Here is a 14585-nt window from a genome sequence, read left to right as displayed (position 1 = left end):
CGAGTCATTTATGAAAGAATACACTATGAAATTAAATCCCCGTATTTATTTGATTCTTACCGGCATCCTGCTGCTTAGTACGGTTATATTTTTGACACACACCCATTATTTCCAGCAGTTTAACCATAACCGCGAACTGAAAGGCCAGTTTGAAGCCTGGAAGAGTGAAAGTCCGGCCAAAGCCAACGTTTCTGGTTCCCCGTTCTGTCTCATTTATGACAAGGACGATTCATTCAGTGTCAGCGTTCAAGAACAGACTGGCCGGGTGCTCACTGATATGAGAAAAGCAGTCACCGAAACGGATCTGCGCAGTAATCCCCTGAACCTCACCGGCTGCAGCGCTGCCGTTATCGCGATCCAGGATTTGACGCTTGCAGGAGATCCGGATAACTTGGCTGATTATATCGAACAGGGCGGGCATCTGTTCTTCGCATCTATGCCCGAGTCCAGCGACGCCTTTCTTCGTCTGTACCGCAAACTAGGCATTATTAATGCCGGAGACTTCATCGATGAGACGGGAATTCATTTAACGGATGAGGTGTTGCTTGGCGAGAAAGGCTTGGAGATTAACGACAGTTTTATGACCAATACCGTATTGCAGGTTGAGCTGGACTCTTCCGCCAAAGTCCATGCTACTACATCTTCGGGTATGCCCCTATTGTGGAGCTATAACCTGGGCAAGGGTTCGGTCATGGTCTTCAATGGTACGATGCTGCAGGAGAAGATCAACCGGGGTGTAATCGCAGGAGCCGTTTCAATAATGATGCCTGACTTTATATATCCTGTCTTCAACTCCAAACTGGTGTATATCGACGACTGGCCCGCACCGATCGGCAACTCGGTCGACCCGGATATTTACAAGATCTACAAGCTGAACCGTCAGGAATTCTTCAAGCAAATCTGGTGGCCGGATATGCTGAAGGCTGCCAAACGGTTTGGCCTGAAATATACGGCGGTTATGATTGAATCTTACCAGGACAAGGTACAGCCTCCCTTTGACTCGCCAATCGATGCTGATCCGGAGGGACTGATCAGCTATGGACGCGAAATCATCAAAAGCGGAGGGGAAATCGGACTGCACGGCTACAACCACCAGTCATTGACAACTGATCCGAAGACAAGCGCCGTTTATGATTATGTTCCCTGGGAAAGTACCAGTGATATGGCCCTGTCAGTGGAAGAGGCGATTAATTTCTTCAAACGCAGCTTCCCCAACTATTCCATGTTCTCCTACGTGCCTCCTTCCAACGTCCTTAGCCCTGAAGGCCGCGAAGCGTTGAAACAGGGCTGGGAGCAACTTGCCGTCATTTCATCAGTATTCGCTGAGGATGCAACAGGTGTTTCCTATGTACAGGAGTTTGAACAGTCAGCAGACAAGATTCTGGAGATGCCGCGTGTTACCTCCGGTTACGACTACGACGATTTCGAGCGGTGGACGGCCGCCAGTGTGCTTACTGCGTACGGATTTTTCTCACATTTCGTACATCCGGATGATGTACTGGACAGCAAGCGCAGTTCAGGAAAAAACTGGGAACAACTATATCAAGACTATACTGAGAAAATGTCACAGTTACAAGAAGATTATCCTTGGCTGAAGGCCAAGACATCTACTGAAGCGGCGATTGATATGAAAAATCTGCTCTCCAGTAATCTGGAACTGCAGCAGACGAGCCAGGAAATCAAAGGCAGAGTATTCCCGCTTCAAGATGAAGTTTCCTTCATCCTGCGTACCCAGAAACAAATCGGTCAGCTTTCCGGTTGCACGGTCAAAAAAATCGGAGATGGTGTGCTGCTTATCACCGTCACCCGATCTGATTTTACTATTCATCTGAGCGAGGCATAACTATGAAAATTTGCATTGTGGCAGAGGGGTCTTACCCCTATATTACCGGAGGAGTCTCCAGCTGGATTCATTCACTGGTCACCCATATGCCGGATTATGAATTTATCATACTGGCCATTGGGGCCGATGAGAAGCAACAGGGTTCTTATCGTTACAACCTCCCCCCCAATATTGTAGAAATAAAGGAAATATTCCTGAACAGCTATTTAAATGAGTCCCCGCCAGGCAGGGATAAGCTGCGTCTGACCGTTGATGAACGCGCGGCGCTCAGCGCTCTTCTAGGCGGAGGCATAGACTTAAACTGGGGATGTCTGTTCGATCTCATCCGATCGGACCGGGTAGCTACCGCAGGGCATTTACTGATGAGCAAGGAGTTCTTTCAGGTTGTGTCCGAACGATGCAGCGAAGATTATGCACATGTACCTTTTACTGAAATGTACTGGACCGTCCGCTCCATGATGCTACCCCTGCTTCTTACGATCCGCGGCGATATTCCGAAGGCAGATCTCTACCACAGCGTATCGACCGGTTACGCCGGTGTTTTGGGGGCGCTGGGCAAGCATCTTTACGGGAAGCCTTTTCTGCTTACCGAGCACGGGATCTACTCCCGGGAACGGGAAGAGGAAATTATCAAGGCGGACTGGGTCCAGGGATATTTTAAAGATTTATGGATCAGGTATTTCTACCGTTTGTCGGAAGCCGCTTATTCGATGAGCGACCAGGTGTTTACACTGTTTGGCAGAAATAAAGAGATCGAGATGGAGATCGGCTGTGACGAACATAAAATCCGTATTATTCCAAATGGGGTAAATGTCGCTGACTATGCTTCTGTTGCCGGTCCTCCCCCTGAGGGTGGGCCGCTGCGGATCGGTGCAATTGTACGCCTTGTTCCAATCAAGGACATCAAAACCATGATTCAAAGCTTCGCTCTTGTGAAGAAAGACCTGCCTGAAGCTGAGCTTCACATTATGGGGCCTGTTGAAGAAGACGAAAACTATGTCCGCGAGTGCCACGAACTGGTGGAGATCTTGGAGCTTCAGGACGTCATCTTCACCGGTCAGGTCAATGTCCGGGATTATCTCGGCAAGCTGGATATTATAGTCCTCTCCAGCATCAGCGAAGGCATGCCTTTGGCAGTTCTCGAAGCCATGGCGGCCGGAAAGCCTTGCGTCACGACCGATGTTGGCAGCTGCCGGGAATTACTTGAGGGACGGGACGACACCTTCGGACCTGCCGGATTCACGGTCCCTGTAATGCATTATGACCGGATGGCGAGCGCTATCGTCAAGCTTGGGCACAGTAGAGAACTGCGCGAGCAGATGGGAATGAACGGCCAGGCGCGGGCGCAGGCACTGTATACACACTCGGAGTTTATCCGCAGCTACCGCGGGCTTTACGAAAAATACAAGGAGGCTAATCCATGGCCGGAATCGGTTTTGAATTAAGAAAATTATACCGTGAGCACGGTCTGCTCCGGCATCTTCGGGCCTATGCCTACTCCTCCATGTCGACAGTGGGTCCGATGGTCCTTTGTATGGGGATGGTTGCCGGAATTCAGGGCTTGATGGCCTTCTCGGGTGTTTCTTTCTTGGAACGTGAACTGTTCCTGTCTACAATCGTGTATGCCTTTATTTTTTCCGTACTCATTACGGGCGGCGTGTCCATGGTGCTTACCCGCTTCCTTGCGGATATGTTATTTCAAAAAAAATATCAGCATATTCTTTCTTCCTATTACGGCGCATCTGCAATCTGCCTTCCTGTCGGTGCTGCCATTGCTCTGCTCTTTCTACGAGGTGTGGAGGCGGGTTTCGCCTATAAGGCAGCCGCTTTTATGTTGTTTATGGAACTGATTCTTGTATGGATTCAGTCCGTTCATCTGTCTGCCCTCAAGGATTACAAACGGATCTTCCGAAGTTTTCTATACAGTGCCCTAGTAGCGCTTATCGGGGCGTGGGCAGTCAGTGCTTTTACGGCATCTGCTTCGGCTGCTGGTATGCTCGCTGCCGTGGATGCCGGTTTTTTTCTGGTGCTGCTGCTGACAAATCATCACTTCGAGCAGGTTTTTCCGGAACGGGATCCCCGGCTATATTTCAGCTTTGTATCTTATTTCAGGAAATACCCCTCACTTTTCGGTATTGGAACCCTCCTGTATGCCGGTGTGTACTCACATAGCTTTGTTTATTGGCTGGGTCCCCATCACAACGAAATCGCTGGACGTTTTCTAACTTCGTCTTTTTATGACACTCCCGTGTTCTATGCCTATCTCACTGTCGTGCCTACTCTGATAGTCTTTACGGTAGCCGTCGAGACGAATTTTTATGAGAAATTCAGAACCTACTATGACCTTATCCGGCAGTCGGGAACCTGGGAGGAGATCTCCGCGGCCCGCGGTGAAATGCAGCGCTCTCTAATTAAAGAGCTGACTTTCCTGATGGAGATTCAGCTGATGTTCACAGTATTAGCTCTTGCCCTGGGAATTAAATTGCTGCCGGCCATTGGCTTCAGTATGGAGCAGCTCGATATTTACATTATTCTTCTGCTCGGTTATTACATGTTTATCATTACGTTCGTCATCCTGTTGCTTCTGCTTTATTACGATGACCGGAAAGGTGTTATTATGATTAGCGGTTTCTTCCTTTTGCTCAATATTGTGCTCAGCTCCATTACTATGCTTACCGGCTATCACGGCTATGGGATGCTGCTCGCATCATTTACTGTTCTTGTACTCGCCTTATGGCGGATGGTGCGGTATGTTCGAAATATCGATTACCATACCTTCTGCGCACAACCGCTTGTGCCAACAGAATCCAAGCGTTCCCGTACCTTGCTTTCCAAAGGTGCTTCCCTCTCGGCAGGGTTAATTGCGGCGGTAGTCTTGCTCTCCGGCTGCTCCGATAATTCCAGTGCTGCGGACTCGGCAAAGGCTTCCGTAACTTCTGCTCCAGCAGCAAACGCAACAGCAGACTTTTCTGGAGATGGAGCATTGAATGAGGACAAACGGATCTATGAACGGGACGAGGATACCCGGGTCGATACACTTTATTTAACTGTTCTTCCACCGAACTCAGCAGAAGGAGCAGATTCTACGGACTGGTATCAGTTAAACCGTGTCAAAAGCCGGATGGAAGAGGGCAGCCTCCAGATCATTCTTCAGGAAGGAGCTGCAGACGGGAGCGGTCCTTCCCAGGGCAGCTTCGGGTATTCGGCTACGGATGCCAACGGCACGATCTCGCTTCGCGGCAACACAGCACGTTACGCTTCCCAGCGCTCGTATAAGATCAAGCTGAACGATCAGGCCGGGCAGTGGAACGACCAGAGCACGATCAATCTAAATAAACACTCCTACGACCCGTCAAGGCTGCGCAACAAACTGAGCTTCGATTTGTTCGAAACGATTCCAAATATGGCCAGTCTGCGAACCCGGTTTGTCCATCTTTATGTGAAAGATCTCAGCGATGGCAATACCTCAGCTGCAGTGAAGTATTCCGACTATGGTCTGTACACCCAAATCGAACAGCCTAACAAATCCTTTCTCAAAAATCATTGGCTGGACCCGTATGGTGAACTGTATAAAGCGACCATGTTTGAGTTCCTCCGATATCCAGACGATCTGAAATTACAAGATGATCCGGACTACGACAAGGCCAAATTTGAGTCTCATCTGGAGATCCAGGGCCGTGAAGACCATACCAAGTTACTTGCTATGCTTGACGATGTCAATAACATGTCCATGCCAATCAACGAAGTCATCGAAAAGCATTTTGATCTCGATAATTATCTGACCTGGCTGGCAAGCAATATTTTGATGGACAATATGGATACCGATGCCCAGAATTTCCTGCTGTATTCCCCCCTGAATTCAGATAAATGGTATTTCATTCCATGGGATTATGACGGAGCCTGGGAACTCCAACGCAACATCAACAGTATCGGACCTTACAACAGCGGCATCAGCAATTATTGGAGCGTGAAGCTGCATAACCGTTTCTTCCGCAGCAACGAGAATGTCCAGTTGCTTCAGGACAAAATCGACGAGCTGTACCGGGATTATATCAATAGTGATACTATAGCGAAACAAATCGCCTTATATAGCCCGATTACAGAGAAATTTGCAGCCCAATCTCCTGATAAGGACTTCTTCCCTATCCTCATCGGCGACATTCCTTCGGATTCCATAGCCATCAGTACGGTTCCGGAACGCTCCATCGAACGATTTAAGGAAGACGTGCAGAAACCCAAACCCTTCTTCCTGGATGATCTGCAGCAAGAGGGAACAGGGACATTGTTTACTTGGGATGCTTCCTACGACCTGCAGGGAGACAATCTCCTCTATACCTTCACTCTGGCCAAAGATCCGTTATTTACGAACATTGTAAAACAAACCAATACAGCAGATACGAGCCTAAATCTGGACCGTCTGAGTCCCGGCACTTATTATTGGAAAGTTACTGTCAGTGACGGAAACGGTCATTCCCAGATTGCTTTCGATATTTACTATGACTCAGATGATACGCCTTATTACGGGGTGAGAGAGGTTAAGGTGAATTAAAGATGGAATTCATGGGACGTCCGCTCCGGCATGAGCATAAATATTACCTGCATGCTTATGACTTCATGTCCATCCGCCAACGGATATCTTCATTGCTTCCGCTCGATCCGCATTCGGTAAACCCGGAGGGCTACGGGATTCGCAGTCTTTACTTCGACCACCCGACCGATCATGCGCTGTATGACAAAGTAAACGGCGTCTTCTCCCGGGAGAAATTCCGTATCCGGATTTATAACGGCAAGGATGATTCGATTAATCTGGAGCGAAAAAGCAAGTTTGGCAACTATGTCCATAAAGAGAGTGTTCCGTTGACACGCGCTCAGTACGACTCCATATTGCAGGGAGAATACTCAGCGGTGGACGGCTCTTCGCAGGCTTTGATGCGTGACTTCTATCTGGCGCTTGTCCACCAGGGATATCGGCCGGTAACCATCGTGGACTATTTACGCGAAGCCTATATCTATTCCCATGGTGATGTGCGGATTACCTTTGACAAGAGACTGGCAGCCGGAGTGAACACCGTTGATCTTTTTGATCCCGGACTAATCCTTACAGAGACGCTTGATCCCGCCTTGACCATTCTTGAAATCAAATACAACGAATTTCTGGCCGAAGACATCCGACTGGCCGCCAGCCCTGTCGCCAGTAACCGTTCGTCTATTTCCAAATATGTAATTTGCCGAGAAGCAGGCATGCTTCATTTCAAACGATAAGGGGATTGCCAAAGCATGAACGAAAATTTAAATTTCCAGGACCTTTTCAAAAAGAGCGTGACCCATCTTGACATTTTCAACAGCATTTCATATATTGATGTGCTGCTCGGTCTCGCTGCTTCTCTAGGAATTGGACTCTTCATCTTCTTTATTTACCGCAAGTCCTTCCGTGGTGTGGTGTACAGTTACAATTACAATGCAGCTTTTGTGCTGATGTGCATGATTACAAGCATGATTATCATGACGATCAGCTCCAATATCGTATTGTCCCTGGGAATGGTAGGCGCACTCAGTATTGTGCGTTTCCGTACTGCGGTCAAAGACCCGCTGGATATTGTGTACATGTTCTGGGCTATTGCCGCCGGCATTGCCTCAGGAGCCAAACTGTACCCAATAGCCATTATAGGCTCGCTGGTAATCGGATTAACGCTGGTGCTGCTATCCCGCCGCAAAATCCGCGAACAGCCTTTCCTGCTAATTATCCGCCATGCTGAGAGCGCAACAGCCGATGTACGTACCCGGCTGCAGAAAATGGCGTATACCCTCAAATCCAAAACAGTGCGCAAAGACTATGTTGAAATGACCGTCGAAATCCGTCTGCGTGACGATAATACCGCCTTTGTCCATGAGTTGTCGGCACTGGATGGAGTAATGGACGTGTCCCTTCTGAATTACACTGGAGATTACGCCCAATAAAGCCGGCATTTGATCTGGGCCTTGTGCAGCAAGTACTGCACATGCGGGTACACCTAAAATGACCTCAAGCTCTACATTATGTAGAGCTTGAGGTCATTTTTTACAGCTGATTTCATAGTTTTCCTAGTACCTCAGGCAGTGGTATCAAATTTTTATTGCACAGCCTTCAGCAGCTTCGCCAGCATATGTGCAGTCTCTTCACGGGTAGCCGAAGCTTGCGGGGCAAAGTTAATCTTGCCTCCAGCCGAAGCCTGACCGGATAGGATACCGGCCTGCTGGACAACACTTACGGCATCTCGCGCATAGGAGCTGATAGCCGCCTGATCGGCGAATACAGCAGGGCCGCTGCTTACAGGCAGATTCCAATTCATAGCATCCGCGAGACGGAGGATCATGACCGCCAGCTGCTCACGTGAGACTTCAGCCTTGGGCTCAAATTTGCCGTCTCCTGTACCGTTGACGATGCCATTAGCATTCGCCCAGGACACAGCCGCTGCATAATAATCCTCCGGCTTCACATCACTGAAGCTGCCAGCCGGAATGCCCAGCTCAGCGCCGGCTAACCGGGCCAGCAGCAGGGCTGAATCCCCGCGGCTCAACTGGCTCTTGAGGCCAAACTGCTCGGCCGAAATCCCGGAGATGATTCCGCGGGCTGCCAGATACGTTATAGAATCCTTAGCGTAGCTGCTTACCATATCCTTGAATACCGGTTTGGTATAGCCAACGGCATATACAGAGAAATGAGTGGTACGGAAGATCAGCTGACCCGTCACTGCATTGTAGCTGCTGGCAGGAAGCACTGCCAATCCGGCTGCTGCAGTTACTTGATAGGCAGCTACCGCATTAACATCTTCACCGGCCGCCAGTGTATACGGGATGCTGACCGATACGCCCCCGCCGCCGAAGCTGGATATATCCCGTCCTTCTGCCTGAACCGTAAGGCTCAGCACCGGCCGGCTGCCGATAATGCTGCCTACCGCAGCACTAACTCCGGGTGCAGCTGTAGTGAGATCCGTTCTAGCAATCGTCAGGCTGACCGCTCCCCCGCCTGCAGCTGTGTGAATCGCCGAAGCAGCAGTCCGGTCGAAGGACACGGTTCCCGCCCCTCCCGTGAATGTCACCTTCTTCAAGGAGCTGCCGGCAAGTTCAGCCCAGACTGCTGCAGGAAGCTTAACGGTAAGATTTCGGCCAGCTTCTCCAGAAGCCGTGCGGAACTCCAGCTCCGCCCCGCCTGAGCTCTTGAGCGCCTCAAGTGCGGCAGTCACGGCTTCAACGCCGACAGAGAAGAATTGGCTGCCGGCAGCATCAGCTGCCGCCTTCACTTCCACCACTGCCTTGCCGCCCGTAACGGCCACCGATGTCTCCGGCTTGGTGACAACTGCCGCCGGTCCGCCGGAAGGGGTTGAACCCGGGTAACTAATGACCGGAGTGGCCGCCGTTACCGCCACATGTGCTTCGGCGACACCATAGCCATCCGCACTATATACGGAGATGACTGCTGTTCCCGCTGCATGCGGACTAACCTTTCCGTTCTGGTCAACCGAAGCTACAGCAGAGTTGGAGGAGCTCCAGCTCAAGCCTTGCCCTGCTTCGCCTGCAGGTTGGACAGCTGCTTTTAGTTCTGCTGCGCTCCCGCCCGCCTGGAGCGACAAGGACGTCTGATTCAAAGTCACCTTTGTCACATTTAATTGATAGACCGCCACAGTACCGCCGACTTCATTCGCTACCAGCACCAGCGGAAGACCGGTCGGGCTGTCCGTAGCCGGGATGAATTCGATGCCTTCCGGACCTGTGTCGGTTTCCAGATTATTTTTCGGCGTAAACTCACGCGAATTGATGTAGTTTACAAACTGCGGCTGCTCCGGGTTCGTCACATCATAGGTCATCAGACCGCCGACACGTTCCAACCCGACAAAAGCCAGCGCCTTCTGCCCCACCTTGCCGATTTTGACATATTCGGGCTCCGGGCCTTTTTTGGTGCTGCGGCTGTCCAGGGTAGTGTTGCTGTTGCTGGCATTGAAGTACGCCGGCAGACGCTCCGAAGTGATCTGCTCAAATTCACTGCCGCTGTCATACACCTGCTTCAGGGTTCCGGCATCCCATACGGAGAAGGAACGGCCGCCATACAGATAAATGCCGTCATGACCCATATCCGACATCACCTCTACGCTGTCATATTTCTTCTGTCCGTTCAGGAATTTTGCAGCAGCCGAATTCGGGTTGAGTGAACCCTTCATGGAGCCGATGTTGGCGGCATTCTCCTTGCTGTCCCACTCGGTTGCATCCCCTTCATTAGCTGTGAACAGATAGGTTTTTCCGTTCACCGTGTACTGGCTGATGCCGTCAGGCATATATACACCATAAAATGGAACATTCTCAAGGTGAATTTGATTGTCCTTTACCAGATCAAGCGCGTTGCGCGGATTGCTCAGATCCTTGAATCCCAGACCTTTCACCCACAGCAGCTTGCCAGAGATTACATCAACCGCCGCCACAGCATTGTTCTCCTGAAGAGAAACATAAGCAGTCTTCTGGTCTTCGGACAGCTCGATGAATTCCGGCTCCAGATCACGTACGGCGTCTTCCTTAGCACCTTCACCGGTGATTAACTTGCTTACAGGGTCCACCGCACCGCGGATATGCACGAGATCATCAATGAGACCGGGATTATCGAACTTAACGGTTCTGGCCGTTCCAGTGACCGTATCGATAACCGTCACGCTGCCCTCCGGATCACCTGCCAGTGTGCGCGGCTCGGCTTCATCTGCCGTAAGAATATACCGGCCATCCGCCGTATATTTAATCATATCCGGCTGAATACCGGCTTCGTAGGTTTTCAGCAGCCTGCCTTCATAATCAAGGACAAGAATCTTCCCCTTCTTCATCGCGTCCGCTTCCTGGACAGCCACAGCAATCCGGCCGGTCGCCGTATTAATATCTACGCTGGTCAAATCCCCGTAGCTGAATCCTCCAGTTTCGGATAGTGCCTCCACATTAATGCTTGCTTCCTTCTCCGGGTGTACGCCATCCTTCAGATTAACGATATCTACAGTCGCCGGATGAGTTGAGCCATTGACCAGATAGAACTTCCCGTTGGCCCGGTTGTACTTGACGATCTCCGCCACGCCGCCGTCCTCATTCGTGGTCCCCACAGAATATCCGCCGATCTTCGTAACACTGATGACATCTTTTATCGGCTGCGAAGCTGCCTGCCCGACAACCAGTGAAAGGCTGCCTTCCGCCTTCACCGGGGGAACCGCGCTGTCATACACCGCGTAGCTCACCGTTGCCGTGCCTGCCGCAAGCGGAGTTCCGCTGATCATCCCCGATGCCGCGTCAAGGCTGAGCCCTTCCGGCAGACCGGTTGCCGTGAAGGAATAAGGCTGCACCCCACCATACACAGAGAGAGACACCGAGTATGGTGATCCGGCTGTTGCTGCCGGGAGTGAAGGTGTGGCTACACCAAGAGCTGGAACGGTCACCCCCCAGCTTCCATCGCTGCTGCTGTGCGGCTTCATCAGATTCAGTGCTGAGGCATCCAGAGTGTCAAAGCTAATCTGCCTCAGATCCTCCTTGTTATTGTCCGTATCCGTGAATTCTGCCCGGCGGACTGACTTTTGCTTCGAGGTTCCTCCGGTTTTGCCGGTCGGATAATCTAGTTCATAGCCGTCTATCACGGAACCGCTGTCATTTCCGGCAGTACCGATCATATCCACATAGGCTGCCGGCTTATTCCGGAACGGGTTGGCGGTATCCAGCAGATCGGTACTGCTAAGCAGCACAACCTTCATCCCTTTATTATAGAAAAGATTATCCTTCCAGATCTGATCAGCTTTACTGCTGATATCACTTTTAAAGGACGGATTGTCTTTGCTGTCTGTGATCAAATAGGAGGAATGCGCTTTAATCGTGCCGTTCAAGTTCAGCTTACTCCAGGCCCCGTTCATGGTCGGATCAGAGTATTGCAGGGACCAGCCGCTTAAATCAACAGCGGAATCCGTAGGATTATAGAGTTCAATATATCCGTTAGAGAAATAACCGCCCGTGGTTGCCGCATCCCCGCCGCCATATACCTGGTTTACGATAATATGGGGAACGCTCACATTATAGCTGCCGTCAGTAGTATAAGGAGTACCCGGCAGAAGCGCTGCAGTAGCTGCCGCCGGGCCTGCGCTCCATGCGGGAACGAGCGTCAGTTCAGCTGCAAGCAGCAGGGAGAGTAGGGTTGTGCCTGATCTTTTCAAGTCGTTGTCACTCCTATAGATTATTTTTAACAACTATAGTGGACGAGTATTTGCTGATATGCAGAGTTACATCAAATGAACGTAAACTGCAGAAACAACCGGAGCCTCCATTTGAAAAACGGCTAACATTCCGCTGACCCGAGGCAAATATTCGCCTGCTATGATCAGGGCAACAAGAGTCCTGGAGGGGATATTGATGCGTCTAGCTTTGTTTACGGACACCTATCTTCCGCAGACCAATGGGGTTGCCCGCACACTCCACCGCCTGACCGGCCATCTGAACCGCCGCGGAATCGAGCACCTGCTGTTTACCCCGAAACCGGCCTCTGGACAAAACGACAACGACCCGGTCCGCAAAATTGTCAGCATTCCATTTTTTCTGTATCCCGAATGCAGATTAGCGCTGCCCCATATGTCCTCCATTCACAATGAGCTGCGGGCCTTCAGCCCGGATCTGGTGCACATGGCAACCCCCTTCAACCTCGGCCTGTGCGGCCTCCGCTATGCCCAGAAGCAGAACCTCCCGCATGTTGCTTCCTACCACACCCACTTTGACCGTTACCTTCAATATTACCGGATGCGCAGAATTGTCCCGCTGTACTGGAAATACATGAAATGGTTTCACCGGTCCTGTGATGCGATTCTAGCACCCTCCCAGGAGACCATCGGCTCGCTGCGTGCACACGGATTTTCCGGGCTGCGCCTGTGGTCCAGAGGCGTTGACTGCGGTCTTTACACTCCAGAGAAGCGTTCAGCGGATGTACGGGAGCGCTACGGGATCGGAAGCCAGCTGCTGCTAATATATGTAGGACGAATCGCCCCGGAAAAAGATATTGCCACCCTCCTTGCCGCTATGCAGCTGCTTCCGGATTCCATTGCCTCCGCAGCGCACCTGCTCATTGTAGGCGATGGTCCGCAGCTGCCGGAGCTGCGGGCCGCAGCACCTCAGAATGTTACCTTCTCCGGCAGTAAATATGGGCAGGAACTGGCGGAGCTGTATGCCGCAGGCGACCTGTTCGTCTTCCCCTCCTGTACGGAAACCTTCGGCAATGTCGTGCTTGAAGCCATGGCCTCGGGTCTTCCTGTCATCGCGGCAGATGCCGGCGGCTCGCGGGATCTGGTCGTGCCGGACCGAAGCGGCACACTGTTTGAGCCGCATCAGCCGGCGGCAATGGCTGAGGCGATATGCAGGCTGGCGGAGCAGCCTATGCTGCGTATGGCTATGGGCCAGGAGGGTCGGCGGCTGGCGCTTGGCCGTTCCTGGGAGCATATTTTTGACCGGCTGATCAGTGATTACGAGGAGGTTATTGAAGGCCGGCGGATAAAAAGCCCGGCAGGGATTTTCACAGCCTAGAAAAATAATTCCATTCAAAAAAATAGCGCTCTCCAACCATCCTTACGCAGGATGCTTGAAGAGCGCTATTCCAGATTACAATTAGTGCTATGCGTTCAGATGATCATTCTTATATCTCTCGGAAATCTCCTGAAACTTATAGCTGCACTTTACGAAAATGTCTACGATATCGGGATCAAAATGCCGGCCGGCATCAGCAACGATAATCTCTACTGCCTGCTCATGAGGCATTGCTGCCTTGTACACCCGTTCGCTTGTCAGCGCATCGTACACATCCGCAACAGCCATCAGCCGGGCTGACAGCGGAATCTGCTCGCCGGCGAGCCCTTCCGGATACCCCGTACCGTTCCATTTCTCATGATGGGAATAGACAATTTCCTTAGCGAACCGGAGAAACGTCTCCGGACGATCCATCAGCTGTTCGGCACGCAGAACCGCATCTCTGCCCAAGGTGGTATGCGTCTTCATCACTTCAAATTCCTCATAAGTCAGCTTGCCCGGCTTGAGGAGGATGTGATCAGGGATGCCGACCTTCCCGATATCATGCAGCGGGGCAGACGTAACGATCAGGTCGATATGCTCTGGGTACAGCCTGGCTGCATATTTGTCCGTCCGGCTCAGCTGCGTCGCCAATTCCTGAATATACAATTTGGTTCTTTGAATATGGTTGCCGGTCTCCGTATCCCGCATTTCGGCCAAGGCGGCCATCGCCATCACCGAAACCTCCTGAATTAAGGAAATCTCCTTCATCCGCCGGGAAATTTCCGCCTCAAGAAATTGATTTTTGTCCGCAAGGAAATCCTTCGAGCGCTTCAACGTTAAGTGGGTCTTCACACGCGACAGCAGAACCGGTGAGCTGATGGGCTTGGTAATATAATCTACCGCTCCAGAATCAAAGCCCTTATTCTCATCCTCTACCTCTTCCTTCGCCGTCAAAAAGATCACCGGAATCTCCCGCAGTGTCTCGTCCTCTTTCAATCTCCGGCAAGTCTCGTAACCGTCCATTCCCGGCAGCATAATATCCAGCAGAATCAAGTCCGGCGGAGCAGCCTTGGCAATCAGCAGCCCTTTCTCGCCGTTTGTGGCAACCTTAACCTTGTATTGTTCTTTCAACAAGCCGCTAAGCAGCGTAATATTGTCCGGCGTATCGTCTATGACGAGTATAACAGGTCTGGAATCCAGCATA

The 14585-nt window shown here is 51.3% G+C and carries 8 protein-coding genes; 6 read left to right on the top strand and 2 right to left on the bottom strand.

Going from position 1 to position 14585, the window contains the following annotated elements; translation table 11 throughout:
* The first annotated feature begins 10 nt into the window (after positions 1-10).
* Genes QU597_RS10250 through QU597_RS10230 form a run of 5 tightly spaced genes read left to right on the top strand, consistent with a single transcriptional unit; the run spans position 11 to position 7801 of the window.
* Entirely contained in the window at positions 11-1843 is a 1833-nt protein-coding gene (locus tag QU597_RS10250) for a DUF2194 domain-containing protein (RefSeq protein ID WP_310832544.1), read from the top strand.
* A gap of 2 nt (positions 1844-1845) precedes the next feature.
* Positions 1846-3288: a GT4 family glycosyltransferase PelF gene (gene pelF / locus QU597_RS10245; protein WP_310832543.1), complete on the top strand. Its 1443-nt coding sequence runs from the start codon at positions 1846-1848 to the stop codon at positions 3286-3288.
* Entirely contained in the window at positions 3264-6392 is a 3129-nt protein-coding gene (gene pelG, locus QU597_RS10240; RefSeq protein ID WP_310832542.1) for an exopolysaccharide Pel transporter PelG, read from the top strand. Before pelF ends, pelG begins: the two co-directional genes overlap by 25 nt.
* Positions 6393-6394: 2 nt before the next feature.
* Positions 6395-7105, top strand: coding sequence for a polyphosphate polymerase domain-containing protein (locus QU597_RS10235; RefSeq protein WP_310832541.1), 711 nt, complete (start codon positions 6395-6397; stop codon positions 7103-7105).
* Between the two features lie 15 nt (positions 7106-7120).
* Positions 7121-7801 carry a DUF4956 domain-containing protein gene (locus tag QU597_RS10230; RefSeq protein ID WP_310832540.1) on the top strand — a complete coding sequence of 227 codons (681 nt, stop codon included), beginning with the start codon at positions 7121-7123 and terminating at the stop codon, positions 7799-7801.
* Positions 7802-7953: 152 nt separating this feature from the next.
* Here the strand turns inward: QU597_RS10230 and QU597_RS10225 are convergent, their stop codons facing one another.
* Positions 7954-12045, bottom strand: a complete 4092-nt coding sequence (locus tag QU597_RS10225) for a choice-of-anchor I family protein (protein WP_310832539.1) — start codon at positions 12043-12045, stop codon at positions 7954-7956.
* A 196-nt stretch (positions 12046-12241) separates the two neighbouring features.
* Between QU597_RS10225 and QU597_RS10220 the strand changes: the two genes are divergently transcribed.
* Positions 12242-13399, top strand: coding sequence for a glycosyltransferase family 4 protein (locus QU597_RS10220; protein ID WP_310832538.1), 1158 nt, complete (start codon positions 12242-12244; stop codon positions 13397-13399).
* Positions 13400-13486: 87 nt separating this feature from the next.
* On the opposite strand, the gene QU597_RS10215 is transcribed toward QU597_RS10220, so the two are convergent.
* A complete protein-coding gene (locus QU597_RS10215; RefSeq protein WP_310832537.1) occupies positions 13487-14584 on the bottom strand; it encodes a response regulator in 1098 nt (365 codons plus the stop codon).
* Between the last annotated feature and the right edge of the window lies 1 nt (position 14585).

This window comes from Paenibacillus pedocola (assembly GCF_031599675.1).
In the GTDB taxonomy this organism is placed as follows: domain Bacteria; phylum Bacillota; class Bacilli; order Paenibacillales; family Paenibacillaceae; genus Paenibacillus_AQ; species Paenibacillus_AQ pedocola.
This window is presented reverse-complemented; position numbering and strand designations above follow the sequence as displayed.